General features: G+C 61.3%; 24 protein-coding genes and 1 pseudogene. 13 read left to right on the top strand and 12 right to left on the bottom strand.

Annotated features, from left to right (window positions below):
* The first annotated feature begins 61 nt into the window (after positions 1-61).
* Entirely contained in the window at positions 62-1,195 is a 1,134-nt protein-coding gene (locus MUU55_RS26580; RefSeq protein WP_244763793.1) for a PAS domain-containing protein, read from the top strand.
* Positions 1,196-1,197: 2 nt separating this feature from the next.
* A complete protein-coding gene (locus MUU55_RS26585) occupies positions 1,198-1,644 on the top strand; it encodes a response regulator (RefSeq protein WP_244763794.1) in 447 nt (148 codons plus the stop codon).
* A 251-nt stretch (positions 1,645-1,895) separates the two neighbouring features.
* Here MUU55_RS26585 and MUU55_RS26590 read toward each other — a convergent pair.
* Both MUU55_RS26590 and MUU55_RS26595 read right to left on the bottom strand, forming a co-directional pair.
* Positions 1,896-2,097: pseudogene (locus tag MUU55_RS26590) on the bottom strand (SAM-dependent methyltransferase); the annotation flags it as partial.
* 56 nt (positions 2,098-2,153) lie between these two features.
* Positions 2,154-2,837, bottom strand: a complete 684-nt coding sequence (locus tag MUU55_RS26595; protein ID WP_244763795.1) for a TetR/AcrR family transcriptional regulator — start codon at positions 2,835-2,837, stop codon at positions 2,154-2,156.
* Positions 2,838-2,942: 105 nt separating this feature from the next.
* Here MUU55_RS26595 and MUU55_RS26600 point away from each other — a divergent pair, with 105 nt between their 5' ends.
* The 4 genes from MUU55_RS26600 to MUU55_RS26615 all read left to right on the top strand — a co-directional run bounded on the left by MUU55_RS26600 (position 2,943) and on the right by MUU55_RS26615 (position 9,000).
* Positions 2,943-3,836, top strand: a complete 894-nt coding sequence (locus MUU55_RS26600; RefSeq protein WP_244763796.1) for an NAD(P)/FAD-dependent oxidoreductase — start codon at positions 2,943-2,945, stop codon at positions 3,834-3,836.
* Between the two features lie 18 nt (positions 3,837-3,854).
* A complete protein-coding gene (locus tag MUU55_RS26605) occupies positions 3,855-4,961 on the top strand; it encodes an efflux RND transporter periplasmic adaptor subunit (protein ID WP_244763797.1) in 1,107 nt (368 codons plus the stop codon).
* A complete protein-coding gene (locus tag MUU55_RS26610; RefSeq protein WP_244763798.1) occupies positions 4,961-8,074 on the top strand; it encodes an efflux RND transporter permease subunit in 3,114 nt (1,037 codons plus the stop codon). The genes MUU55_RS26605 and MUU55_RS26610 overlap by 1 nt, the downstream gene beginning before the upstream one ends.
* A 107-nt stretch (positions 8,075-8,181) precedes the next feature.
* Positions 8,182-9,000, top strand: coding sequence for an SDR family NAD(P)-dependent oxidoreductase (locus MUU55_RS26615; protein ID WP_244763799.1), 819 nt, complete (start codon positions 8,182-8,184; stop codon positions 8,998-9,000).
* A 39-nt stretch (positions 9,001-9,039) separates the two neighbouring features.
* On the opposite strand, the gene MUU55_RS26620 is transcribed toward MUU55_RS26615, so the two are convergent.
* Complete coding sequence (locus MUU55_RS26620; protein ID WP_244763889.1) at positions 9,040-9,276, bottom strand: BrnA antitoxin family protein; 237 nt, start codon at positions 9,274-9,276, stop codon at positions 9,040-9,042.
* A gap of 150 nt (positions 9,277-9,426) precedes the next feature.
* On the bottom strand, positions 9,427-9,843 hold the full coding sequence (locus MUU55_RS26625) for a low affinity iron permease family protein (RefSeq protein WP_244763800.1): 417 nt from the start codon (positions 9,841-9,843) through the stop codon (positions 9,427-9,429).
* Positions 9,844-10,179: 336 nt separating this feature from the next.
* Between MUU55_RS26625 and MUU55_RS26630 the strand changes: the two genes are divergently transcribed.
* Complete coding sequence (locus MUU55_RS26630) at positions 10,180-10,557, top strand: DUF2200 domain-containing protein (protein WP_244763801.1); 378 nt, start codon at positions 10,180-10,182, stop codon at positions 10,555-10,557.
* 401 nt (positions 10,558-10,958) lie between these two features.
* Here MUU55_RS26630 and MUU55_RS26635 read toward each other — a convergent pair whose 3' ends face one another.
* The 3 genes from MUU55_RS26635 to MUU55_RS26645 form a co-directional block, all read right to left on the bottom strand.
* On the bottom strand, positions 10,959-11,525 hold the full coding sequence (locus MUU55_RS26635) for a hypothetical protein (RefSeq protein WP_244763802.1): 567 nt from the start codon (positions 11,523-11,525) through the stop codon (positions 10,959-10,961).
* 252 nt (positions 11,526-11,777) lie between these two features.
* Complete coding sequence (locus tag MUU55_RS26640) at positions 11,778-12,173, bottom strand: sensor histidine kinase (protein ID WP_244763803.1); 396 nt, start codon at positions 12,171-12,173, stop codon at positions 11,778-11,780.
* A gap of 234 nt (positions 12,174-12,407) precedes the next feature.
* Positions 12,408-12,692: a hypothetical protein gene (locus MUU55_RS26645; protein WP_244763804.1), complete on the bottom strand. Its 285-nt coding sequence runs from the start codon at positions 12,690-12,692 to the stop codon at positions 12,408-12,410.
* 968 nt (positions 12,693-13,660) lie between these two features.
* Between MUU55_RS26645 and MUU55_RS26650 the strand changes: the two genes are divergently transcribed.
* Entirely contained in the window at positions 13,661-13,840 is a 180-nt protein-coding gene (locus MUU55_RS26650; RefSeq protein WP_244763805.1) for a hypothetical protein, read from the top strand.
* Between the two features lie 189 nt (positions 13,841-14,029).
* Here MUU55_RS26650 and MUU55_RS26655 read toward each other — a convergent pair whose 3' ends face one another.
* Together MUU55_RS26655 and MUU55_RS26660 are read right to left on the bottom strand one after the other, a co-directional pair.
* On the bottom strand, positions 14,030-14,917 hold the full coding sequence (locus MUU55_RS26655; RefSeq protein ID WP_244763806.1) for a PfkB family carbohydrate kinase: 888 nt from the start codon (positions 14,915-14,917) through the stop codon (positions 14,030-14,032).
* Positions 14,918-15,165: 248 nt separating this feature from the next.
* The gene (locus MUU55_RS26660; protein ID WP_244763807.1) at positions 15,166-16,254 is read right to left on the bottom strand and encodes a LacI family DNA-binding transcriptional regulator; all 1,089 of its coding nucleotides are present in this window, start codon (positions 16,252-16,254) and stop codon (positions 15,166-15,168) included.
* Positions 16,255-16,514: 260 nt separating this feature from the next.
* Between MUU55_RS26660 and MUU55_RS26665 the strand changes: the two genes are divergently transcribed.
* From MUU55_RS26665 to MUU55_RS26675, 3 genes are all read left to right on the top strand, one after another.
* Positions 16,515-17,360 carry an ABC transporter substrate-binding protein gene (locus MUU55_RS26665; protein ID WP_244763808.1) on the top strand — a complete coding sequence of 282 codons (846 nt, stop codon included), beginning with the start codon at positions 16,515-16,517 and terminating at the stop codon, positions 17,358-17,360.
* A gap of 69 nt (positions 17,361-17,429) precedes the next feature.
* Positions 17,430-18,353 (top strand): amino acid ABC transporter permease, encoded by a 924-nt coding sequence (locus MUU55_RS26670; RefSeq protein ID WP_244763809.1) that lies wholly within the window; start codon positions 17,430-17,432, stop codon positions 18,351-18,353.
* The gene (locus MUU55_RS26675) at positions 18,353-19,129 is read left to right on the top strand and encodes an amino acid ABC transporter ATP-binding protein (protein WP_280519137.1); all 777 of its coding nucleotides are present in this window, start codon (positions 18,353-18,355) and stop codon (positions 19,127-19,129) included. The genes MUU55_RS26670 and MUU55_RS26675 overlap by 1 nt, the downstream gene beginning before the upstream one ends.
* Before the next feature lie 4 nt (positions 19,130-19,133).
* On the opposite strand, the gene MUU55_RS26680 is transcribed toward MUU55_RS26675, so the two are convergent.
* The 3 genes from MUU55_RS26680 to MUU55_RS26690 are packed head-to-tail and all read right to left on the bottom strand — an operon-like array spanning position 19,134 to position 21,813.
* Positions 19,134-20,072 (bottom strand): ornithine cyclodeaminase, encoded by a 939-nt coding sequence (locus MUU55_RS26680; protein ID WP_244763810.1) that lies wholly within the window; start codon positions 20,070-20,072, stop codon positions 19,134-19,136.
* Between the two features lie 10 nt (positions 20,073-20,082).
* On the bottom strand, positions 20,083-20,793 hold the full coding sequence (locus MUU55_RS26685) for a GntR family transcriptional regulator (protein WP_244763811.1): 711 nt from the start codon (positions 20,791-20,793) through the stop codon (positions 20,083-20,085).
* Between the two features lie 18 nt (positions 20,794-20,811).
* Positions 20,812-21,813, bottom strand: a complete 1,002-nt coding sequence (locus MUU55_RS26690; protein WP_244763812.1) for an SIS domain-containing protein — start codon at positions 21,811-21,813, stop codon at positions 20,812-20,814.
* A 147-nt stretch (positions 21,814-21,960) separates the two neighbouring features.
* Here MUU55_RS26690 and MUU55_RS26695 point away from each other — a divergent pair, with 147 nt between their 5' ends.
* Both MUU55_RS26695 and MUU55_RS26700 read left to right on the top strand, forming a co-directional pair.
* On the top strand, positions 21,961-23,445 hold the full coding sequence (locus tag MUU55_RS26695) for an FAD-dependent oxidoreductase (RefSeq protein WP_244763813.1): 1,485 nt from the start codon (positions 21,961-21,963) through the stop codon (positions 23,443-23,445).
* 96 nt (positions 23,446-23,541) lie between these two features.
* Positions 23,542-24,381 (top strand): sugar phosphate isomerase/epimerase family protein, encoded by an 840-nt coding sequence (locus tag MUU55_RS26700; RefSeq protein WP_244763814.1) that lies wholly within the window; start codon positions 23,542-23,544, stop codon positions 24,379-24,381.

A 24,381-nucleotide genomic window follows, 5' to 3' on the forward strand; every position in this document is an offset into this window, starting at 1 on the left:
ATGGCATACGACAAGAAATTCAGTATCTTCACTGGAACCAGAATGCTCGACATCGCGTTAAATGACGCTGAATTTTGTGGAAGGAACGGTGGGGGTACTGGTGGATCAACGCGATGATTGGCACCTGACAGGCAGGCTTCACTACGACCATGGTCGTGGCGACCCGTTCGCTGCCGCCGTGCGCGCCACCAGAATGGCGATGGTGATCACCGATCCGTCCAAGCCGGACAACCCGATTGTTTTTTGCAACGAGGCGTTCCAAAAGCTGACGGGATACGCCCAGGACGAGGTTCTTGGGCGGAACTGTCGTTTTCTGCAAGGCCCTGCTACTGACCAACGTTCGACCGACAAAATAAGGGAGGCGATTTCGAGGGGCGAGAGCATTGCCATCGAGTTATTGAACTATCGCAAGGACGGCTCCACTTTCTGGAATGCGCTTTATCTCAGCCCGGTCCGCAGCGACGATAGTTCCATCCAGTTCTTCTTTGCATCTCAGCTTGATGTAACCAACCATGTCGCTGCCAAAGACCGCGCGGTTGCGCAAAAAGAGGAGATCGAGAACGAAGTCGCCAGGAGGACCAGTCAGCTTGAAGCTGCGCTGGAAGCGAAGACGTTGCTCCTGCATGAGGTCGACCATCGGGTCAAAAACAACCTCACCATGATAGGTTCGCTGCTTCGGCTACAGTCGCGTACGATCGGGGATCCGGAGATTACGGCCAAACTCGAGGCGATGATGGAGCGGATCGACGCCCTGGCAACCGTTCATCGGACACTTTACCAGTCGGACGACGTGACCAAGTTCGACATCAGTGCGTTTGCGGTGACGCTTGCGCAAGATGTTATCGGCTCAAGCGGGCGATCGGATATCTTGCTGGCAACGGATCTGGAGCCGATCCTGATCCCTGCCGGTCACGCCTCTTCCCTTGGGCTGGTTCTCAATGAAATCCTCACAAACGCCATCAAGCACGGCCTTCGCGAAGGGCGCGCGGGGATCTTGACGCTTTCCGGAAAATCCACCGCTAACGGTGCGGAAATCCGTGTAGAGGACAATGGCATCGGCCTTTCGGACGAACCGTCGAAGGGGCTCGGGCGGATGCTTGTCGAGCGTCTAACGAAGCAGACTGGGGCAACGGTGGAATGGGCGAATCTCGACCCCGGTACGAGTGTGACCATTCACCTGAATGATCGGAATTAAAAATGGAAAGGCCAAAGCCCCCATTGAGCGTGCTTATTGTCGAGGATGAGCCACTGCTTGCCATGGACGTTGAAATGATGGTTGAGGATGCGGGCCATCGCGTGATGGCGGAAGCGGCGTCGCTTTACGATGTTGAGGCGCTCGATCCGGCGCATTCTCCCGACATCGCATTCGTCGACATGCAGCTTGCGCTTGACACCACCGGCCTCCAGGTCTGTTCTCTGATCCAGAAGCGGTGGAGCAACACGATCATCATATTCGTGACCGCAAATCCAAAGAAAATTCCCGATGATTTCAGCGGTGCGCACGGGGTTATTCCAAAGCCATTTTCACGGCATGGGTTTATGACCGCGCTTCATTATCTTAAGGAGAGCGTTTGCACCCCGCCGCCCATCACGGCATTGCCAGGGAGCTTCGTTCCATCAGAGCACCTTTCCGCGAGATGGTGACGATTTTGTAGTCTGAGGCAAGATCGCACTACATCGCTCTGGGCGATTGTGGGCGCAACCTTCCGGGTGGAGCTAGAAAGAGGTAATCGAGATTACAGTTACGGACCTCCTCGCCTGATTGCTTGGCCAAAGGCAACGTCGCGCTCTACGTTGACTCACGATTCCAATCCACAGAAATCAACAGCTTAGAGCAAAGCTGCACGCCTAGGCTTAAATCCATTAAAGACCTGGGATATCAGGCTTCGAGCTCATGCTCTATCAATCACCGATTCGGATATGTCCACGCCGAGCACATGGCCATTCGAGCCGACGCGGGCGGCGGGATCCATAGTGGTCGATCCTGCGCGGGCGCCCGACGTCCACTGCGCCTTCAGCTTTGGCTCGCGCCGCATCGTCGATCGCCGCCTAACCGAACGCCGTCATCATGGCATCGAGCCGGATTTGGTAAGCCACCCAACGCTCTCAGCTCTGGCCATTCCAGTCGGCTACCCGGAAAACATTCTCATCTGTCATACGCTATCCTTTGCCTGATCGGCGCTAACCTGCCCATCCGCAATAGCGCTGTTGCCGCGGTGCGCGGCGATGAACATGGCGACGGCTGACCGGCAATAGGATTCTATTTCACTGTCGTCTTCCGCCTCCGCCGCATCGAAGCGTGCGATAAGCAGGAGATCGGAGCCCTTGATGAGCGCTCCGAACAAGCGGGCTGACTGGTGAGGGTCTGGTACATTTAGAGCTGCTTTTGCGTGCAACTGACGCAGCAGCGCCTCAATCTGAGCGGTGACACGCATAGGGCCGGCTTCGTAAAAGAGCTTGCTCAATGATTGTTGGTTCGTCTTGTCTGCCACGACGGTTGCTTCGACACTGCGAACGTCCGGGCTCATCAGCATGCGGAGCAGGGATGACCCAGCAGCCATGAGCTGCTGCTCGGCGGAACCGTTGACGCCTTCAAAAAGGGCTTGTGGTGTAAGCTGACGGCAGCGGGCCGAGATGGCCGCGCTGAACAGCGCTTCCTTGTTCTCGAAGTGCCTGTAGATGCTGAGCTTGGATATCTTTGCTCGTCTGGCAACCTTGTCGAGGGTTGTCGCCTGAAACCCCAATTCCACAAACAGTTCGCACGCAGCGTCGACGATCGTCTGGCTAAGCCCCTCGTTGGCGGGCCGGCCGCGCCGGTTCGGAATATTTTCATTCATGGCAATTGCGATCCTTGACAGTATCATAATTCATGAATTACGATACCACATAGTATTTGAAATGTTCAAGCCAAAGCAAGCCAAAGAGTGAACGCGGAGCCTATCATGAATGACGTCATCATCATCGGCGGCAGCTTTGCCGGTCTCGCCGCCGCCCTTCAGCTCGGTCGGGCCCGTCGCAAGGTCACGGTTCTCGACACCGGTCTGCAACGCAATCGCTTCGCCGGTCACTCGCATGGTCTGCTCGGGCACGATCACAAGCCCCCGATGGACATCCTGGCCGAGGCGCGACACCAACTGGCGCGTTATCCCACGGTCACGCTGTTCAACGCCCGTGCCGACGGTATCTCCGGCGCCATCGACAATTTTACCGTCAGCACCGGTGACGGCGAAAGCCTGAGTGCGCGGCGTCTGATCCTGAGCTATGGCGTGGTGGACCAGATGCCCGATGTCTCGGGCTATGCCGAGAGCTGGGGTACGGCCATCGTGCCTTGCCCCTATTGCGATGGCTTTGAAGTCGCTGGCCAACATTGGGGCCTCGTCTGGTCCGGCCCGCAGTCGATGAATCAGGTCAGGCTGTTCCACGATTGGACCGACACGTTGACCGTCTTCGCCGATGGTCACGACATTGCGCCGGATATTCGAGCCGATCTGGAGCGTCGCAACACGCCTCTCGTCCAAGGCCGGATCACTGAAGTCGCCCATCATGGGGGCCACAATGCCACCATCAGACTCGACACCGGCTTTGATGTCGCTGTCGACATCCTGTTCGCGCATCCACGTAACACGCCGTCCGCGCCTCTGCATGAGCCGCTGGGCCTCGCCACGGTCAATACGCCAACCGGTATAGCCCTCAAAGTCGACGAGCGCCGCGAAACCAGCGTGCCCGGCATCTACGCCGCCGGCGACCTCGCCAACCCCGGCATGCCCTCTGTTACCACGGCCATATCGCAAGGCGCGACAGCGGGGATCTCCGCACAGCAGTCCATGCTGGCTTGACGGAAAAAGGGTCGGTCCATGAAAGCCAAGTTCCTCCTCACCGCAGCGGTGGTCATTGCAGGCGCGGCCACAGCGGCGGCGGCCGTGTTCTGGCCCACGGAAAAAGTGTCGGCAACTGCCGATCCGAGAACCGCAATTCCCTTCGTTAGCGTCGTCAAGGTCAGAACACCCGACAGTGTTTCACGCAGCTTTACCGGAACGATCGCGACGAGGGTTCAAAGCGATCTCGGCTTCCGCGTTCCGGGCAAGATCGTCGAGCGGCTCGTCAATCTCGGTGAGGACGTCAAGGCCGGACAGCAGCTGATGAAAATCGACGGAACCGATCTGCGTCTTGCCCAAATGGCAAAGCGCAACGCAGTCGCCGCAGCACAGGCAACATATGTCCAGGCAGTTAGCGATGAAAGGCGCTTCGCGGCACTGGTGAAGACCAATGCGGCTTCGACGCAGCAGTACGAGAGAGCCAAAGCGGTGCTCGACACCGCTACAGCACAGCTTGCTGCGGCAAAAGCCGAGGCGGCAGTCGCCGAGAACGAGGCGACATACACCATTCTGCTCGCAGACGCCGACGGCACGATTGTCGAAACTTTGGCAGAGCCGGGGCAGGTGGTTGCGGCTGGCCAGATCGTGGTCAAGCTTGCGAAAGCCGGAGCGCGCGAGGCGCTGGTCTGGATGCCGGAAAACCTTAGGCCGGAGCCTGGTGCGACGGCTCAGGCGAGCATCTACGGCCGGGACGCTGAAGACAACGCGGTGCTGCGCCAGATCTCCGCCTCCGCCGATCCGCAGACGCGCACATACGAGACGCGCTGGGTGTTGCAAGGGGCTGCTGCGGATGCGCCGATCGGCGCGACCGTGACCATCAAGATCGCCAACAAGGAGGCGCTCGCCCATGCAGAGATACCGGTCGGGTCCATCCTCGACGATGGCAATCGCACGGGTGCTTGGGTCGTGGACGAAAAGGCTTCCAGCGTGCATTTCCGTCCCTTGAAAATCGAAAAGTTGAGCGAGGACGCCGCGATTGTCTCCGGCTTGAAGGCGGGAGAAACGGTCGTCGCACTCGGCGCCCATCTCCTGACCGACGGCGAGAGGATTCACACCGGCGTCGAAAAGGCAGAGGCGGAAAACTGATGAGCTTCAATCTTTCCGCGCTCGCCGTTCGTGAGCGGGCGGTCACCCTGTTTTTTATCGTTCTCCTGGCGGCTGCGGGCGTCTATGCCTTTTTGAGCCTCGGGCGCGCGGAAGATCCGTCTTTCACTATCAAGACGATAACGGTGACGTCCGTCTGGCCGGGGGCGACCGCCCGCGAGATGCAGGACCTTGTCGCCGAGCCGCTGGAAAAGCGCATTCAGGAACTGACCTGGTATGACCGTGTCGAGACCACGACACGCCCGGGTTACGCGTATTTGACCGTCACGCTGAGAGACGACACGCCCGCCAGTGCGGTCGAGGAAGAGTTCTATCAGGCGCGCAAGAAACTGGGTGACGAGGCACGGAACCTGCCCTCCGGTGTCTTCGGGCCTTTCGTGAACGACGAATATTCGGATGTCAGCTTCGGGCTTTATGCGCTGAAGGCCAAGGGCATGCCGATGCGCGACCTCGTGCGTCAAGCCGAAACCATCCGGCAGGATCTCCTGCACGTTCCGGGCGTCAAGAAGATCAATATTCTCGGCGAACGTCCGGAACAGATCTTTGTCGAGTTCTCGTTCGCCAAGCTCGCCACGCTCGGCGTTTCGGCCCAGAGCATCGCTTCGGCTCTCCAGAACCAGAACAATGTCACGCCGGCCGGCTCGATCGATACACGCGGACCGCAGGTCTTTATCCGCTTCGACGGCGCCTACAACAATATCCAGGCCATCGCCGACACACCGATCGTCGCCGGCGGTCGCACCTTGAAGCTGTCGGATTTCGCCGACATCCGTCGGGGATACGAAGACCCGGCAACCTACATCATCCGTCATGACGGCGAACCCGCGATCATGCTTGGTGCCGTGATGCAGTCGGGATGGAATGGTCTGGAATTGGGCAAGGCGCTTGAGGAACGATCGGCGATTATTGCGCAGTCGCTCCCGCTCGGCATGACGCTGGCCAAGGTCAGCGATCAGGCCGTCAACATCCAGGAAGCGGTCGGCGAGTTCATGCTGAAATTCGCCATGGCGCTCGGCGTCGTGCTGTTCGTCAGCCTGATTGCGCTGGGTTGGCGTGTCGGCATCGTCGTGGCCCTTGCCGTGCCGCTGACGCTTGCCGTGGTGTTCTTGATCATGCTGGAGACCGGACGGTTCTTCGATCGCATCACACTTGGCGCTCTGATCCTCGCACTCGGTCTGCTGGTCGACGATGCGATCATCGCCATCGAAGTGATGGTAGTGAAGATGGAAGAGGGCATGGACCGTATCAAGGCGGCCGCCTATGCCTGGAGCCATACAGCGGCGCCCATGCTCTCGGGCACGCTCGTCACCATCATCGGCCTGATGCCGGTCGGTTTTGCCAAGTCGACAGCCGGCGAGTATGCCGGCAACATCTTCTGGGTCGTGGGCTTCGCCCTGATCGTGTCTTGGATCATCGCGGTGGTGTTCACGCCCTATCTCGGTGTCAAGATGCTGCCCGAGATCAAACCGGTCACCGGCGGCCACGAGGCGATCTACGGCACACCGAACTATCAGCGTCTGCGGTCCGTCATCCGGTTCGCGGTCCGCCGTAAATTCCTGACCTGCGCCGCCGTTGTCGTCATCATGGGCCTTTCGGTCTTTGGAATGGGCAGCGTCAAGCAGCAGTTCTTCCCGACTTCGGATCGTCCTGAGGTTCTGGTCGAAGTCCGTTTGCCGGAAGGCACCAGCATCGAAACGACCACCGCAACCGTCGAGAAACTCGAAAAGTGGCTGAAGCAGCAGCCGGAATCCAAGATCGTCACCAGCTATATTGGCCAGGGCGCGCCACGCTTCTTCTTCGCCATGGCCCCGGAGCTGCCGGACCCCGCCTTTGCCAAGATCGTGGCGCTCACGCCGGATGCGCATGCCCGCGAAGACCTCAAGCATCGCATGCGTGCGGCCATCTCCGAAGGTCTCGCACCTGAAGCCTCCGTCCGTGTCACCCAGCTCGTGTTCGGACCATACACACCGTTCCCGGTCGAGTTCCGCATCATGGGGCCTGACCCGAAAAAGCTCTATGACATCTCCGAACAGGCACTCGCTATCATGAAAACCGTGCCGGACGTTCGCCAGGCCAACCGCGACTGGGGTAACCGCACGCCTGTCGTCCGGTTCATCCCCGATCAGGAAAGACTGAACCTCATCGGCCTTTCACCGGCCGAGGCGGCCCAGCAAATGCAACTGCTTCTGTCGGGCGTACCGATCACGCAGGTCCGCGAGAACATACGCAACGTTCCCGTGGTTGCGCGCAGCGGGGGAGAAATCCGCCTCGATCCTTCGCGGCTTGGGGACTTTTCGTTGATCAGCAGGGACGGCCGCGCCGTGCCGCTCGACCAGATCGGGCACTCCGAGGTGACGTTCGAAGAACCGATCACGAAGCGCCGCGATCGCATGTCGGTCATTACCATTCGCTCGGATATCAACGAGGCAACGCAGCCGCCCGAGGTTTCCCAGGCTGTCATGACCGCCCTGCAGCCGCTGATCGCCTCGCTTCCCGTCAGCTATAGGATCGAAATGGGTGGCAATATCGAGGAGTCGCTCAAGGCGAACGTCGCTCTCGTCAAGGTTTTCCCTTTGATGATCGCAGCGACGCTGATTGTCATCGTGCTTCAGGTTCGCAGCCTGTCGACCATGACCATGGTCATGCTGACAGCGCCGCTGGGCCTAGCGGGTGCAGTGCCGGCATTACTCCTGTTCAATCAGCCATTCGGCTTCAACGCCATCCTCGGATTGATCGGGCTCGCAGGGATTCTGATGCGAAACACGCTCATCCTGACCGAGCAGATCAAGGAGAACAAGGCGGCCGGTCTCGATGACTATCACGCGGTCATCGAAGCGACGGTACAGCGGACACGCCCTGTCATCCTGACGGCGCTTGCCGCGGTTCTCGCCTTCATTCCGCTGACCCACTCGGTGTTCTGGGGCTCGATGGCCTACACGCTGATCGGCGGCACGGCTGTTGGCACGGTGATGATCCTGCTCTTCCTGCCGGCACTCTATGCGGCCTGGTTCCGGATCAAGCCGACGGAAGACAACGGCTACGCGACCGCACACGTCGCGGAACCCGGACTGCCGCTGGCGTTGGCTGCGGAATAATCGCGATAGCCGCAACACTCCATGGTTCATGCCGAGACCCCGTCGGGTATCGGCGCAACGTGCAAGCCTTGTTCGCCAGCTCCTGTCTAAGAATCGAAAGGAAAAAAATGGAAAACGCAGGTGTCATAGTCACTGGAAACCCCGACGTCCGCTCCACGACGACCGCGTTGGTTACGGGCGCGTCGAGCGGTTTGGGACTTGAATTTGCCGAATTGCTGGCCGCACAGAACATGGATCTCGTCCTCGTAGCGCGACGACGGGAACCGATGGAAAAGCTCGCATCGGATCTTCGCCGGAAATACGGTGTCTTTGTTCAGGTCGAGCCCATCGATCTTGCGCAATCCGGTGCGGCTGCCCGTTTGAAAAGCACCTTGGACGAAAAGGCATTGCGGATCGATATGTTGGTCAACAATGCCGGGTTTGGGCTTCATGGCGATTTTGTGGACACGCCGCTTGAGCGCACTGTTGAAATGATTCAGCTCAACATCACGGCTCTCACGGAACTGAGCCATATCTTCGGGCGAGACATGGCCGCGCGGGGGTCCGGGGACATACTTCTCATAGCGAGTCTTTTGGCCTTCCAGCCAGTCCCGACTTATGCTGCTTATGCGGCCACCAAGGCATATGTGTTATCTTTGGGGGAAGCTTTGCATGATGAATTCCGTTCGCGAGGCGTGACGGTCACCAGCCTTTGCCCGGGCCACACCGAGACAGGGTTCGACGCAGCGGCCGGCGCTCACATCTCGGCTGCGCTGCGCATGCTGACCATGAAACCGCGACCGGTCGCGGAAGCCGGCCTTCGAGCACTGTCGCAAGGCAAAGCGTCGGCTATCGCTGGATTCATGAACAACCTCGTTGCATTTTCCAATCGCTTGACCCCGCGATCAATGCAGCGGGCGTCGATGAAAAGGGTGATGGCACCTTAGGAATTTGTTTCGAGCTTGTGCGGGCAAAGGCATGGCCCATCAGCGAATGTGATCCTTTATTGCAGTTCGCAGGGTATCGTTGATGCGGTCCTGCCAGCCGGGACCGTCTGCCTGGAAGTGCGCCAATACATCGCTGTCGATCTTCAGCGAGACCAGCTCCCGCGTGTTCGGAATGGTGGGTCTTTCAACGGCCGGCGCCGCGATCTTCTTGGCCGGCTTGAACAGTTCCTCGGCCGCGTCTCTCGGGTTGGCTGGTCTTCGGGGCGTGTTTGCCATCATCATATCCTCGTCGTGTGGGTGTCTTGTTGCACACCTTTGGCCGATCGCGCCAGCGGTCACATGATCTCGGAGCGCTCCGGCCGGCCGTATGACCGGTGATCAGCGCTCGCACGGTCTATTGGGACAGGCGTATCCCGATGGACCGCTTCAGGGCTTCGTCGGATTGTTTTTTCTGGCCGTCCGTTCAGCATGCGCGTTCTGCAGCAGTGCCTGCGACCGCCGGGCCGCTTTCTCGCATCGGGCATGAAGCTCTTCCAGTTCCTTGTCGGTCAGCCTCTCGATCCCGACGAATTCGTTTTCGGCATCCGTGAACAGAATGATCTCATCAAGCTTGGCCTGCAGCGCGGCGCTATCGCGATTTTGGGTGTTTTGAATGAGGAATACCATGAGGAAGGTGATGATGGTCGTCGCAGTGTTGATTACCAATTGCCATGTTTCCGAGAAACCGAAAAACGGTCCCGATACGGCCCAAATGATAACTGCCGCCACACAGAGAATGAAGGCGTAAGGGCTTCCCGTGGCATGGGCGGTTGCTGTGGCAAACCTTGCGAAGAAAGGATCCATGGCGAGGCCTTTCGGTTGCAATAGGATCGAGAATCCATCCTGGCCGTGTTTATGGCTGGTGTTCCAGCGCGGTTCTTCCAGAACGACAGGTGATCGTGCTTGTTCCGCACCGCACACACGGCAAGCGGTGGCGCGGCCTGTTTGGGCTTATTCGCGCACCGTGGACAACCCGTCGATTGCCTGATGTCGGCCATTCGGAATTTTCCGTATTCGCACGCGATGCCGACACGGCCCAGGATTTCTTCCGACCACATGCCCATGATGGCGCCGATCGTTGTGTCCGCTGGCGTCTCGGCTAACCTGAAGAGACGCCAAATGGGTCAATCAGGAGAATGCATGGCAATTCACCGTATCTATTCGGTCAGCGTCGCCAATGTTTATCCCCACTATGTCGCGAAAGCGCAGAAGAAGGGGCGCACGAAGGCGGAAGTCGACGAGATCATCTGTTGGCTGACGGGATACAGCCAAGACGCGTTGAACGACGCGCTGGTACGGCAAGTCAGCTTCGAGGATTTCTTTGCCGGAGCGCCGGACATGAACCCATCGCGAACAATGATCAAGGGCCTGATTTGCGGCGTTCGCGTGGAAGAAATCCAAGAGCCCCTCATGCGGGAAATCCGCTATCTGGACAAGCTGATCGATGAGCTTGCGAAAGGCAAGGTGATCGAAAAAATCTTGCGACGATCGGGTTCGACCGTAGATGGTACACATTGACCAGTTGATTATGTTCTGCGCCGGCGTCTGGATGACGGTCGCTGGTTTTGGCTATCTCGACACAGGCGCACGAGAAGATTGGCTTGTGCGGATCGTCAGGCAATTCCGATGGGCAGGCCCTCTGCTGATCGGGATTTCGATCATCTTGCTGTTCGCGCCATAGATGCCCACATGACAAGGCGATTTGCATGTCATGCGAGGGCAATGCGCTGAATGACGAGACGCTATTGGCCAGCGAGTTCATCGCTGATCGGTTGGGAACCGGTGCCTCTGTGTCTTGTCAAGGCCGATGATCTTCCGTCAACAGCCGGGCGCACAATCGGCGAGGAGATGTCGTGGGTGGAGGTGTTCAGCCGCGGTAACTGGCCGAGGCGGCGGGCGACGGGCGTGAACGTCTACATCTAAAGGAAGGGCGTGAGCGCGGTGGGCACGCCGAGAACGATGGCAACGCTGAGAAGAATGGCTGCTGCCAGTTTCACGCGATTGCGCTTGCGCGTCGTCTCTCCCGTCCAGTCGTAGGTCATGTCCGTCCCTTCATAGGCATGCAAATCGCACTCACAACTGCGATGCGGCGAATTTGTCTTCGGCGCGGGCGCGGCGCAACCCCTCAATTCTTGCGTCGGGTCACGCGAGGTCGGAAAGCCCGGGAGCGCCTCGTATCGCTCAACCAGGCCCCTGCGAGACCGATGCGGCTTGGGCATCGCATCGGGCCGCGCAGCTTGTCCTCTTTGAAACGCCTGATGCGTCAAGGTTTCGACGCGCGCTCGACAGCGCGCGTGCGCCTCCTTCAACATCCGCCGCGCGCGGTAGATACTGAAGGGAGCCGGTTCGTCGGTCAGCCTGTGCTGCTCGAGCTTTGTGTCGATGTCACGGATGGCGCGGACCAGGAGGTCGGCAGAAATGTCGTTTCGCGCGAGGCGGCGAAGGCGCTGACTTGGCATGTTCATTCCTCGAATCGGCTCCATCATGGAGTCGCGCCAAGCTATCTGCTCGTTCGCTCGATCCAACCCACCGCCGATTGCGCATGGCCTTTTGGTTTCCAAACTGCATGTAGGGAGCGAACAGCCGCGTGCGAATGCCTCATTGTAGGACAGTGTCGGGTAAATAGGTGATGGCATGCGGTTTCTCTCACCGAGCGAATTCGCCACGAGCTAGCGGCAAAACCGTACGAAGCCCCTGGCAACGCTGCTTTCGAACGAAACGGTGCATTCGATCGATCTTCAACGACCCGATTCATCGATTCCCAGATCATTGCGGAACTGCAGTTTGGCCAGCTGCGACTCGGCGACAAGGACCAGCCCGTCTGGCTCGTAGGCGAGGTCTATCTCCCCACAGGCGCTGAGGCTGGTGGCGATCAGACGGGAACCGAACCCTGTGCGCTCGCTTGCTGCGTTCGAAATGGGCGGTCCACCCGTCTCCCGCCACGAAGCTACGAGGATTTCAGCCTTGTCGCGCCGCTCAATGCTCCATGTGATCTCGACGCGCCCGTCGGCATTCGAAAGCGCGCCGTATTTCGCGGCATTAGTGAGAAGCTCATGGAAGGCCATGGAAAATGACAGCGCGGCTTGCGGCCCCAATTCGACGTCAGGGTTGTCGGCCGTAGTTCCCCCATTCATCCGTCATTCAGAAAACAAGGTTCAACGTGTTCCTGGCCGCGGTGCATGCGGCTTGAGAGGGGTCCGTGGCTTAAGCCCCTACGCCCCCGCGGACCTCTCACAAGGAATTCACGCCAACAAAGTTGACGTTTCACCACCGTCCGGTGCGAACGCATGTGACAAAGGTTTCCTTCTCGGAGGACAGACAGCGGCACCGCCTGACGACGCCGGCAAGCGAGAAGATCGCCTGTCGGCTCACCGACAGTTTTCGAGGTCGCGGATCATCACCGCTGCATCACGCAACGAGGCGCGCACTGTGTCGTCTGTCGCGAGCCCCGCACCTATGCTGCGGCCGACGTCATCGAGCAATACGACGGCATCGGCCACATTGCCTGTCGGTCCCCGGCCTGTCGCCTTGCGCAATCGGCGAATCGCTCTTGCTGCTTGATCGAGTAAGTCGCGCGCATCTTTGCCGTCAGCGAGCGTACCGGCCTCCGCGACGCGGCGAAGTTCCAGGATCAACGTGTCATTCGACGGCACGGCAATTCCTCCAACATGTATGCTTCATATAATGAAGCGCGATTGTTCTTCTTCAAGTGCTCTCTATCTATCATCGTGCCTGCTGCGACGCTGGCCGGAAGCTGCAAGGGGCAAGCACGTCACCCCACGTGGCTTCCGTCATTTCCCGAGACCGCGCCGCCCAGCTGCGGCTCGACGCTCCGCAGAGCAAGGACACCGATGCTAACGTCGTCGCGCTCGGTCGACCTCTGGCAGAGAGAGAACATGGACGAGATTTGGGATCTTGAGCGAGGTTTCTTGCTAGAAGGTATCGAGCATTGTGAGGCCCACATCCGCCACAATGCACCGGTGATTTTTCCTGGAATGGGAATTCTCGATCGTGCGTCAGCACTCGACAGTCTGCGCGCTGCTCCCCGATGGGTTGGTGTTCGGATGAGCGAGCGACGAACTATAGCGACGGAGGAGGTCTTCTTCCTGGCATATGCGGCGGTAGCGTTCCGCAACGGTGATCGACCTTATTGCGCCCACTGCGGCTCCTCCTATGTCGGGCAGGAGAGGGCTGGCGCTTGATGGCGCATCAACAGACGCTGGTGGCTTAGGGGATGGCTGACCGGCAATTGCTGTGGGCGTCTGTCGCGCGCACAAAGCGCGCCCGCGCCACGGCCTCCGCGGTCGGCCTTTTAAGCTCGGGACGAAACACTCCGCCGGGAAAGGCATCGAGCAGGTATCGTGCGCAGTCTCTTCTCATATTCGGGCCTCGGCTGAACCAAGGTTGCGAAACGAGATCCACAAAAACCGCCCGCACTGCTGCAAGTTCCTCTGGCTCGAACATATCGTGACCCATGTCTCCTCCCAACACGCGTCAGCCAACAAGCCTCCGAACGATCGGTTCAAGGCGCATCCTCAATTTCTCGCGGTGTGGCTCCTGCCCTAACCCACCGCCGCGTACGACCCGCTTTCGACGGAAGAAGCTGCGGAGTTATCATATCGTGAAATACGAAGCCGGCATGCAAATTCTCTATGATGTGGTGAGTAAGGGTGTGTTCATCCAGTTCCGCGGCAGGTCGGAATTTCTGACCGGTCCCTTCGCGAGCCGGCATGAAGCTATCCTGGCTGCGGAGGATTATTGTCGGCGTATGGGATGGGGTGGAGACGATCACCAAAAATGAGGAGGGCGCAAACTTTTGACTATCCGAACGTGCGGTGAGGCGGATACTTGAACATCCTTTTGCGTTCGGCCAAGAAGCGTGACCTACAGTTGTCCTTGATGGGGCAGGGCGTGGGCAATGACCTTGAACGCTGGCAGGTGCTGCGGGCGGCTGCGACAACAAGGAAATATCCACTAAAGATAACGCCTGCTAGGCGTCCTCCGGCGCCTTCGCAGGGCGGGTAGTGCGATAAACCTCTTCAAGGTTCATCATGTTCGAAAGGTCGACGCTCATGGACGCCTCGTAGCCGAAGGCGCCGCGAATAAGGCAGGTCTGCGCGGCGGCTTCCGCTGCTTTTTGCAGGATGGCTTCGGGCCGGAGGCCATCGAGCAGGCCGACGAGGACGTTGGCGATGTAGGTGTCGCCGGCTCCCAGCGTATCGACAGCGTCGACCTGCTTGGCGGGGCCTTCGACCATGCCGGTTTCGCCGGCGAGAAGAGCGCCTTCGATGCCCCGGGTGACGAGGCTCCAGCGAGCGCCGGCTGCACGGGCGTGCTCAGCCAATCCCAGTGCCTCCTCACGGGAAGCGCTGCCAGCCGAGAAGGCGATCAGGAAGCAATGCGGCGCCACCTGAGCGATGCGCTCGGGATCATGGACGGTGGCAAGGTCGTAGGAGATTTTCGTCGCCGCGGCGAAGCGCGGCAGCCAGGTGTCAACATGACTCGATCGGCCGGTGTGTACGGCGTCGAAGTCCGAAAGCCGCGCCAGGTCGGCTCCTCCCGGGGCGATGATCGAGACACCAAGATTGGCGCCGACGAACACCCGGTCACCGTCCTGTGTCTCGATCACGCAATAGGCTGTCTGCCCTGGTTCGGTGCGCAGTGACGAGACATCCACGCCTTCCTCGATCAAAGCCCGGCGGATCAGGCGACCGGCTTCGTCGTCGCTGACCGCGCCCGCATAGGCTGTTTCGGCGCCTGCGCGGCGTGCGAAAACGGCATGATTAACGCAGTTTCCGCCGGGAAACATCAGATTCTGGTCGCGGTAGCAATCAACGACATTATCACCGAAAGCGAGAATTCTGGCGGCGCGCGACATTGGACGGACTCTCCTGAGAAGAAACTGAGAACGTTCTCAATTATAGGGCTGCGTCAAAAAAGGCAAACGGTTTCCTGCGTCAGCCGTGCCGGAAATGGGGTGCGGTAGCGAAATTCAGAGGAAAGGGTGCGGCCTTGCTGAGGGGTGACCGTCAACCTTTCTCTCATGAAAATCATGAAGAAACGATGCGATAGCTAGCTTTCGGGCGTCAGTCGCGACAAGGATCGTTACCACTGTGCTCCGCGAAATCAGAGCCGCGCGACGGAACCGCGCTCGATCAGCTCTGCGGGCATCAGCACCGTGCGCGGCGGATAATCCTCGCCGCGGATGCGCTCCAGCAGCATCCGTGCGGCCGCTTCGCCCATGGCAAGCCGCGGCTGCGCGACGGTGGTGATGCCCGGGCGATGAAAACTCATCCAGTCGAGATCGTCAAAGCAGATGATCGAGACATCCTGCGGGATCGAGAGCGTCAGTTCGGCCAATGCCCGCATCGTGCCCTCCGACATGGTGCCGTCGGTGGTGAAGAGCGCGGTCGGCGCCTCGGGGGCCGCCATCACGCGGGGCACGACGGCCTGGGCCGCCTGGGCGGAATAGCTTCCGGCCCTGAGCGTCAGGCGTGGATCGACGGGCAGGCCCTCGATCCGGTGCGCCCGGATATAGCCGAGAAGACGCTGCCAGCTCGGATAGAGTGTTTCACTCTCGATCGGGTCGCCGGCGATGGCGCGGGCGAGGAAGGATTCCAGGCCGCCGCTCTCCTCGTCGACGAGTTCCGCCACGATGCCGATCCGGCGGTGGCCCGCGGCGATCAGATGGCGCACCGCCTGCTCGGCAGCGGCAATGTTGTCGGTCGCGACACGGTCGACCATCAGGCCGGCGACGGCACGGTCGATCAGCACGAGCGGTACGCCCATAGCCCTGAGATTGTGCAGGTGTCGCGCCTTGCGCGTGTCGCTTGGGGTGACGATCAGCCCGTCCACCTGCTTCTGCGCCAGAAGCTCGACCGAATGAACCTCCTTGGGCTGGGCTTCGTCGCTGTTGGTGATCAGCAGGCCGAAGCCGTTGGCCTCCGCGACATTGGAAACGCCGCGCAGGACTGAGGCATAGAACGGGTTCTGGATATCGCCAGCGACGACGCCGAGCGTGCGGGTCTTGCCGGTGATGAGGCTGCGCGCCAGCGCATTGGGACGATAGCCGAGGCTCTGGGCTGCCTTGAGAACCTGCTCCTTCTTGTCCTCGCTGGTATAGCCGTAGCCGCCGAGCACGCGTCCTGCGGTCGCCGTGGAAACGCCTGCTGCCCGCGCAACATCCGTGATCGTTGCCTTGCTTTTCGGAGCCACGCGGCAATTCCTCTCACATTTTCGCCCTGCCGAAATGAGAAACCTATCATGTGAGGTTCGCAGAAAACGGCAGCTCTTCTTAGGTGTTAGCAGATTGGCGAAGGTTTTCAACGCCAATAACCGCAGTTCTCGGTGACGACGGCGCTTGACGGATCGGGAATCTCCGTGTCTCATATGTGAGAACGTTCTCGCGACTGTATAAGGGGAGCCGGAGAACGCCATCACGAGCCCGCCGGGTTCGCTACAACAAGGAGGTCGTCATGTTGAAATCCATTCTGGCCGGATGCGTCCTGAGCGCTGCACTGGCGATGCCGGCGCTGGCCGATGTCATTCCCGCTTTGCACGATGCGCTGCCGCAGGAATACAAAGACAACGGCATCAAGGCCGCCGTCTTCAACGACTGGGCACCGGACGAATACCAGGATGCCGATGGTCAGCTCAAGGGCTGGAGCGTCGATATCGCCAAGGAGATGGAGCAGCGCCTCGGCGTGACCTTCGCCTTCGAGGGCACGAGCTTCGATGCCATCATTCCGGGCCTGCAGTCCAAGCGCTTCGATGCCGGCTTCTCGTCCTTCGGCACGACGGCGGAGCGGCTGAAGACGCTCGACTTCGTCTCCCAGCGCCGCATCGGCACCTCCTTTGCCTATCCGAAGGACAGCGCGCTCGACATCAAGTCGGCCGCCGACGCCTGCGGGCTGACGATCGCCGTCCTCAACGGCTCGTGGGACATCGGCCTTCTCGAAAAGTTGAACGTCAACGAATGCAAGGACAAGCCGGTGGTCATGCAGACCCACGGCACACAGGCGCAGGCCGAGCTTGCCGTGCGCTCCAATCGCGCGCAGGCCACGGTGGGCGGATCGGTCAAGCTTGCCTATATGGCAACCCAGACCGGCGACCTGAAGGTTTCCGAACTGGTTCTTTCGCCGGTCAACAGCTGCATCGGCGTGCGCAAGGGTGATCCGCTCGGCCAGGTGCTGACGGATACGATCCAGTCGATGATCGACGATGGCACCTATGAGAAGATCATGGCCAAGTGGGGCCTGAACGACAGCGGCATGCTGAGCAAGGCGCTGCTGATCACCGAAGAGCACCCGGCAGATCTGTGAGGCCATGTCCGGCCCGAGGCATGCTTCGGGCCGGACCACACAGCCCGGGATGGGCAGCAAGGAACGACGATGCCTGACAAACCCCTCTCGCGCCCCTCAATCCACGATGTGAAGCCTATTGCGGTGCCGAAGATCGGCCACTGGATCGGCGGCGTAGCGCTTGCGATCCTCGCCGTCGTCTTCCTGCAGGTGCTGGTCACCAACAAGAACATGCAATGGAGCGTGGTCGCCGAATATATGTTCAGCCCAGCGATCCTTTCCGGCCTCGGCATGACGCTGCTTTTGACGGCGCTTGCCATGGCGCTTGGGCTCGCGATCGGTGTCGTGCTCGCCATCATGCGCCTGTCGGCCAGTAGTGTCTTCCAGTCCGTCAGTTGGAGCTGGATCTGGTTCTTCCGGGGCGTGCCGCCGTTGGTGCAAATGATCTTCTGGTACAATCTGGCGCTGCTCCTGCCGGAGATCTCGATCGGTATACCGTTCGGCGGACCGAAGCTCATCTCCTGGAATACCAACGAACTCATCACTCCATTTAGTGCCGCCATCATGGGCCTCGCGTTCACCGAAAGCGCCTATGCGGCCGAAATGATCCGCGCCGGCATCCAGGCGATCAATGCCGGCCAGACGGAGGCCGCCGCCACGCTTGGGCTGACGCGCGGCCAAACGCTTCGCCGCATCGTGCTGCCGCAGGCGCTGCGCATCGTCATTCCGCCGATCGGCAATGACACGATCTCGATGCTGAAATTCACCTCGCTCGTCTCCGTGCTGGCGTTGCCCGATCTGCTCTATTCGGCGCAGATGGTCTATGCCCGCACCTACCAGACGGTGCCGCTGCTTCTGGTCGCGACCATCTGGTATCTCGTGCTCACCACCGTCCTGACCGTCGTCGAGCACGCCGTCGAACACCGATTGAAATCCGAACGCCGCGCGGGTGCGAAGAAAGCGGGCGGGTTCTTCCCATTCCGCCTGTTCGCGCGCCAGCAGGAGACCCTGTGATGAATGTCGAGCCGCTGCTGAAAGTCGAGCGCCTGCGCAAGAGCTTCGGCGCTCACGAAGTGCTGCGCGGCATCGATGTCGCGGTGCTGCGTGGCGACGTGACCTGCATCGTCGGCCCCTCCGGTTCCGGCAAGAGCACGCTGCTGCGCTGCCTCAACTATCTCGAAAAGCCCACGGGCGGCGCGATCTTCCTCAACGGTGAGCCGGTCGGTGTGCGCTGGAAGGGCGAAAAGCTCTACGAGATGAGCTTCAACGAGCTTGCACGCCAGCGCCAGCGCATGGGCATGGTGTTCCAGGGGTTCCATCTCTTCCCGCACAAGACGGTGCTCGAAAACGTCATCGAGGCCCCGGTTCTGGTCAAGCGCGTGCCGAAGGCGGCGGCGATCGAAGAGGCGATGGTGCTTCTGGAGAGCGTCGGCATGAAGGAGCGCGCGGACTATTATCCGGCCCAGCTTTCCGGCGGCCAGCAGCAGCGCGCGGCGATCGCCCGCTCGCTGGCGATGAAGCCGGATGTGATGCTGTTCGACGAGCCGACCTCGGCGCTCGACCCGGAGCTTGTCGGCGAGGTTCTGGCCGTCATGCGGCAGCTGGCCAATGACGGCATGACCATGGTCGTCGTCACCCATGAAATGGGCTTTGCGCGTGATGTTGCCGACCATCTGATCTTCATGGATGGCGGAGTGATCGTGGAAGAAGGGCGGCCGGCGGATGTGCTGACACGCCCGCAGCACGATCGTACGCGGGCGTTTCTGGCGCGGGTTCTGGCTGACGCGTAAAGCGTCAGCCGAGCGCCTGCGACAACGCCGATGCGGTGAAAAGGTCGAGATGGGCGCCGCCGTTGTTCTTGAACACGGTGATCTGGTCGGCACTGACGCGGCCTTCTCTCTTCCCCTGCACGAGCTCGAAAAGATCGGCCTTGACGGCATCCCAGGTGATGGCACCGGAGGCGACGGCCTGCGAGAGATCGCCGCCGCCGCGCATGTTGTTGCGGCTGTCGACGAAGATCGTGCCGCGCATCAGGGCCGCGTCGTCGGCTTCCCGAAGCGTCGGCAGATAGGCGCCGACGAGATCGAGGTGGGTGCCGGGCCGCAGAAGCGCTCCCTTCACCAAGGCCGTGTCCGACATGGTGACGCAGGACACGACGTCGGCGCGAGCGACCGCGGCATCGAGATCGCCGCTCACCGTGGCGTCGATGTCCTGCTCCCGAAGCTGGACGGCGACGGCTTCCGCCCGCGCGGCGGTGCGGTTCCAGATCGCGACCCGCCGCAGCGTGGGGCGTGCGGCCAGATGCGCCGCGGCGAAATGCGGCGCAAGCGCGCCGGCACCGACGATCAGCAGCTCTTCCACATCCTGTCGCGCGAGGATGGCGGCGCCGAGGGCGGAATCGGCAGCGGTCTTGCGCGCCGTCATGGCCGCGCCGTCGGCGGCCAACAGCGGCCCGCCGGTCTTACCGTCGAACAGCGCCACCAGACCCTGAACGGCCGGTTGCGGCGGCGTGAGGCTCGCGTTCTGCGGAAAGACGCCGACCATCTTCACGACGATCGGGCCGCCGGGCGCCCAGCCGGGCAGGGTGACGAACTGGGCTTCACCGCCGGCCGGATCGGACTGCACCACGACCTCGGAGGCGGGCATGTCCCCAAGATGCGCCTTGCGCAGCGCCTCGATCAGAAACGGCCAGGGAAGCGCCGCGTGAACCGCGGCGGCGTCGAAAACGTGCATGGCGAACCTTTCAGGTCTTGATCGTGTAGGTGACCAGATGGCTGGGGGTGACGAGTTGCGACAGAGCGAGCGGACGCCCCTGCGCGTCGGTGACGATCTTTTCGATGCGGTAGACGGGCTGGGTGGCGCTGACGCAGAGGATGGCGCGCTCGCCGGCGGTGGCAAGGCCGACATCGATCTGCCGCTCGGCATGGGCCGGCTCGATGCCGGCTTTTTCGCGCAGCGCCGCGAAGAACGAGCCGCCGGCCGCGACCGGCTCGATCACCTCGGGAAAACGCAGCGCATCGAACCACAGCGTTTCCAGCGTCATCGGCCGGCCGTCATCCTCCAGCAGCCGGTCGAAGCGGATCAGCGCTTCGGCCTGCAGCCGGGCGCGGATGGCAGGCGCGTCGGGATTGTCGGCACAGGAGAGGATGCGATGGCCGGCCTTGCGCCCGAGCCCGTCCATGGTTTCGGAAAAGCCGGACAGAGAGACCAGCGTCTGGCGCACCTTGCCCGGCATGACGATGGTGCCGCGGCCTTGCTGCCGCTGCAGGCGGCCGTCGGCGCACAGTTCGCCGATGGCGCGCCTGAGGGTGATCCGGCTGACGTCGTAGCGCGCCATCAGCTCCGGTTCCGGGGGCAGGAAGCTGCCCTCGGCGAACTGGCCGGTTTCGATGCCGGCCAAGATCGCGCGCCGGACCTGTTCATAGAGCGGCAAGAGGTTTGCTTGGTCGTCCATCCGCTCTTCCAGGCTTTCTCAGTAGCTGATCTTCTTCATGTAGCGCCGTGCTTCCAGCATTTCATGCTTGCGCAGGTCGGCGATCTTATAGGCGAAACGCCAGAGCGTGTCGAAGAAGATCAGCGGCACGACATTGCCGCGGAACTGCGGATCAATGCCGGAAAGATCGAGCTTTTCCGCATCGAGAACCAGGATGTTCTCGGCCGAGCCGAAGCGGTGGAGGAATTCGTCGGCGCGCTGTTCGAGCGGTCGCGTGCTGTCGAGCCCCTTGAGGAGGATGAAGGCGCGATCCTTGTCCAGCACCTCGAACGGGCCGTGGAAGAACTCGTTGGCATGGATCGCCTGGCTGTTGATCCACTGCATTTCCATCAGCACGCAGATGGCGAAGGAATAGGCCGCACCGTAGCTGGCGCCGCTGGCGACCGTGTAGACGACGTCTTCCTTGGCAAAGCGCGGCGCATAGTCCTCGAAGGCGGGCGCAAAGACGGCGTGCGCGCGGTCGATCGCCGGCTGCAGGGCGGCAAGGCTGCTGATCAGCGTCTCGGTCAGGTCTTCGCCGCCGGTCAGCGCCACGAGGCCCATGACGATCTGGTAGATCCGCGAATAGTTGCTGTCCCTGGCGTCGATCGGCACGCCGGTCGTATAGGGCGCCTCGAAGCCGACGACATGATCGACCGCCTTGGCGAGCGGTGAGGCGGGCTCGACCGTCAGGCCGATGGTGGCGGCGCCCTTCGAGCGGGCGAATTCGGCGGCGGCGGTGGTTTCCTTGGTGGTGCCGGTCATCGAGCAGAGGATGACCAGAGAATTCCTGTCGAGCACGCGCGGCGCACGAGCGACGAACTCGGCGGCGTTATATACATCCGAGGGAAGCGGCGCGTGCTGGTCGAGCAGGAACTTGGCCGGATACATGATCGACAGCGAGCCGCCGCAGGCGACGAAGAACACATGCTTGACCGATTTTGCATCGAGAGCGGAGAGCGCGGCAACGATGCCGGCGTCAAAGGCGGAGGGGAGGGACATGGTCGTACCTTTCTATATGACGTTATAATACGTATTATAATTTTCGCGACAACGTCAAGCGGACCTTGACACCCACGGCAAAATTTTGCGAACGTTCTCACATTCGGCATGAAGAGACATCGTTCCGGCGATGTGTGGGAGGTGGGTGTGAGCGGCATATACGACACCGTGGTGATTGGCGGCGGCATCATCGCCGCCGCGGCCGGCCAGCATCTTACGGCGGCGGGCTATCGCACGCTGCTGGCCGAGCGGGATGATTACGGCGCGGGCACCTCCAGCAAGACCTCGCGCCTGCAGCATTGCGGGCTCGGTTATCTCTCTGCCGCCAGCAGTTCGATTGCGGCCTTTCTTGCCCATCCGCGCAGTGCAATCGAGTGCCTCAGCCTCATGCGCCGCGCGATGCAGGGGCGGGCGGAGTTCGTGCGCCTGGCGCCCGAGCGGGTAAAGCCCGTCACCTTCATCGTTCCGCTGACGCCGGAAAACGCCATTCCCCGTTGGAAGGCGCGGCTCGCTTTTCGCCTGATGGCGGCGAGCGACGGCGGTCAGGTGCCCCTCAACCTTCGAATCCTGTCCGCCGAGGAAGCACGGGCGCATCCGGCACTTCAGGGCATGGCCGGGCTGCGGGACATGCGCGGGGCGATGAGTTTCACCGAATACCAATATCATTGGCCGGAGCGCATTGTCGTCGATACGATCATGAAGGCCCGGGCGATCGGCATGGAGGCGCTGAACCATACGGCCGTAACTGGGCTGGCGCGGCAAGGCGATCGCTGGCGGGTGACGCTGACGACGGCCGGGGGCGCGCGCGATGTTCTGGCGCGGGCCGTGGTCAATTGCGCCGGCGTCTGGACCGATGAGATCGCCGCCCTGGCCGGGGCGCCGCATCTGCGCAGGAGTATCGGCGAAAAGGGCACGAACATCGTCGTCCGCCTGCCGCAAAGCCTGCGCGGCATCGGTTTCGAAACCGTGACCGAGGCGGGCGCACCCTTTTACCTGATCCCCTGGGGCGAGCTTCACTATGTGGGGCCATGGGATTCCGCTTCGGATGGCAGGCCGGAGGGGTTTCGCGCGACGGAGGCGGAGATCGCGGCCATTCTCGGTCAGCTCGGCCGCCTGTTCCCAGGCTTCGGCCTGAACCGCGAGGATGTACTCTATGCCTGGGCGGGCGTGCGGCCGCGCAGCCTTGCCAGGGACGGCAAGGGCTCTTCACCCGCCGTCTGCGAGCATGATCTAACCGACGAAGGCTTGCCGAATATCTTCACCTTCACCGGCGGCCTGCTGATGACCCACCGCGACGCCGGACGGCGGCTGACGCGCGCCGTTCGTCGCCGGCTGTCGCCATCCGGCCCGCCGCGTCCGCTCGACGCGCCGTTGCCGCCATCCCCGGATATGGATCGCGTCACGGAAACATCCGTCACCCATGCGGTCCTCAACGAGCAGGCGCGCACGCTCACGGATATCCTGCGCCGTCGCCTTTCCGCCGGCTGGGAACCGGATTTGGGCCGAGGCCACGCGGAAACTGCCGCGAAACTGGCCGCGCCGCATCTCGGCTGGACGCCGGAGGAGACGGCGGCGCAGGTCGCCGCTTTCATGGCGGAGACGACGACCGAATTCAGCCTTCGCGTGCCTTGAACCTGCAGGGAAGCCGGATTGTTTGCTAAATAAAAAGAGAACGTTCTCATAAATAGGCGGAAAACCCCGCCAACACCCACCGGAGGAGAACAGATCATGGCACTCGACGAACGCAGTATCAGCGTGATGAATTTCCACTATGTCCGGCATACGCTGGACCGGTTTCTGGCCGATGTCTGCGAGGCCGGGGTCTCGCGCATCGAGCTTTGGGCCGCGGCGCCGCATTTCTATATCGGCGACAGGACGCTGGCCGACGCGCGGGCGCTGGGACGCAAGGTCCGCGGCATGGGCCTCGACATCGTCGCCTTCACACCGGAGCAATGCATCTATCCGATCAATATCTCCGCCAGGGAGCCGGAGCTACGCGACCGCTCGCTGCGTTATTTCCTGGAATCGATGGAATTCGCCACCGAATGCGGCGCACCGGCGCTTCTGGTGACGGCAGGCGGCGGCTACCGCGACGAGCCGGCGGAACAGGCGCTGGAGCGTTGCGTCGATTCCATGGGCATCCTCTGCGACCGCGCGCAAAAACTCGGTATCGAGCTGTGGATGGAATCGCTGCCGGATTCCTTCGCCAACATCATCCGCTCGGCGCGAGAAATCCGCGCGCTGATGGACAGGCTCGACAGCCCCGCGCTGCACGCGGTCTATGACGTCGCCGGTGCGGTGATGACCCATGAGACGCCGCAGGATTATTTCACCCATCTCGCCGGCCGCGTCGCGCATGTGCATTTCACCGATTCCGATGCGGGCGGCAGCCATCTCGCCTGGGGCGACGGCATGATCGACCTCTACCAGCTGGTCGCTTATCTGCGCAGCCAGAATTACGAAGGCTCGCTGACGGTCGAACTGACCAACTGGAAATACAATGTCGATCCCACCCCGCCGCTAAAACAATGCGTCGAAGCCATGCGCAAGGCCCTCGGTCCGGCGTAG

The sequence above is a fragment of the Shinella curvata genome, from assembly GCF_022899935.1.
Lineage (GTDB): Bacteria > Pseudomonadota > Alphaproteobacteria > Rhizobiales > Rhizobiaceae > Shinella > Shinella curvata.

Bases quoted from the DNA above. Each gene is read 5' to 3' on its own strand.
- MUU55_RS26580 (WP_244763793.1), top strand. From the start codon at position 62: ATGACGCTGAATTTTGTGGAAGGAACGGTGGGGGTACTGGTGGATCAA.
- MUU55_RS26585 (WP_244763794.1), top strand. From the start codon at position 1,198: ATGGAAAGGCCAAAGCCCCCATTGAGCGTGCTTATTGTCGAGGATGAG.
- MUU55_RS26595 (WP_244763795.1), bottom strand. From the start codon at position 2,837: ATGAATGAAAATATTCCGAACCGGCGCGGCCGGCCCGCCAACGAGGGG.
- MUU55_RS26600 (WP_244763796.1), top strand. From the start codon at position 2,943: ATGAATGACGTCATCATCATCGGCGGCAGCTTTGCCGGTCTCGCCGCC.
- MUU55_RS26605 (WP_244763797.1), top strand. From the start codon at position 3,855: ATGAAAGCCAAGTTCCTCCTCACCGCAGCGGTGGTCATTGCAGGCGCG.
- MUU55_RS26610 (WP_244763798.1), top strand. From the start codon at position 4,961: ATGAGCTTCAATCTTTCCGCGCTCGCCGTTCGTGAGCGGGCGGTCACC.
- MUU55_RS26615 (WP_244763799.1), top strand. From the start codon at position 8,182: ATGGAAAACGCAGGTGTCATAGTCACTGGAAACCCCGACGTCCGCTCC.
- MUU55_RS26620 (WP_244763889.1), bottom strand. From the start codon at position 9,276: ATGGCAAACACGCCCCGAAGACCAGCCAACCCGAGAGACGCGGCCGAG.
- MUU55_RS26625 (WP_244763800.1), bottom strand. From the start codon at position 9,843: ATGGATCCTTTCTTCGCAAGGTTTGCCACAGCAACCGCCCATGCCACG.
- MUU55_RS26630 (WP_244763801.1), top strand. From the start codon at position 10,180: ATGGCAATTCACCGTATCTATTCGGTCAGCGTCGCCAATGTTTATCCC.
- MUU55_RS26635 (WP_244763802.1), bottom strand. From the start codon at position 11,525: ATGATGGAGCCGATTCGAGGAATGAACATGCCAAGTCAGCGCCTTCGC.
- MUU55_RS26640 (WP_244763803.1), bottom strand. From the start codon at position 12,173: ATGAATGGGGGAACTACGGCCGACAACCCTGACGTCGAATTGGGGCCG.
- MUU55_RS26655 (WP_244763806.1), bottom strand. From the start codon at position 14,917: ATGTCGCGCGCCGCCAGAATTCTCGCTTTCGGTGATAATGTCGTTGAT.
- MUU55_RS26665 (WP_244763808.1), top strand. From the start codon at position 16,515: ATGTTGAAATCCATTCTGGCCGGATGCGTCCTGAGCGCTGCACTGGCG.
- MUU55_RS26670 (WP_244763809.1), top strand. From the start codon at position 17,430: ATGCCTGACAAACCCCTCTCGCGCCCCTCAATCCACGATGTGAAGCCT.
- MUU55_RS26675 (WP_280519137.1), top strand. From the start codon at position 18,353: ATGAATGTCGAGCCGCTGCTGAAAGTCGAGCGCCTGCGCAAGAGCTTC.
- MUU55_RS26680 (WP_244763810.1), bottom strand. From the start codon at position 20,072: ATGCACGTTTTCGACGCCGCCGCGGTTCACGCGGCGCTTCCCTGGCCG.
- MUU55_RS26685 (WP_244763811.1), bottom strand. From the start codon at position 20,793: ATGGACGACCAAGCAAACCTCTTGCCGCTCTATGAACAGGTCCGGCGC.
- MUU55_RS26690 (WP_244763812.1), bottom strand. From the start codon at position 21,813: ATGTCCCTCCCCTCCGCCTTTGACGCCGGCATCGTTGCCGCGCTCTCC.
- MUU55_RS26700 (WP_244763814.1), top strand. From the start codon at position 23,542: ATGGCACTCGACGAACGCAGTATCAGCGTGATGAATTTCCACTATGTC.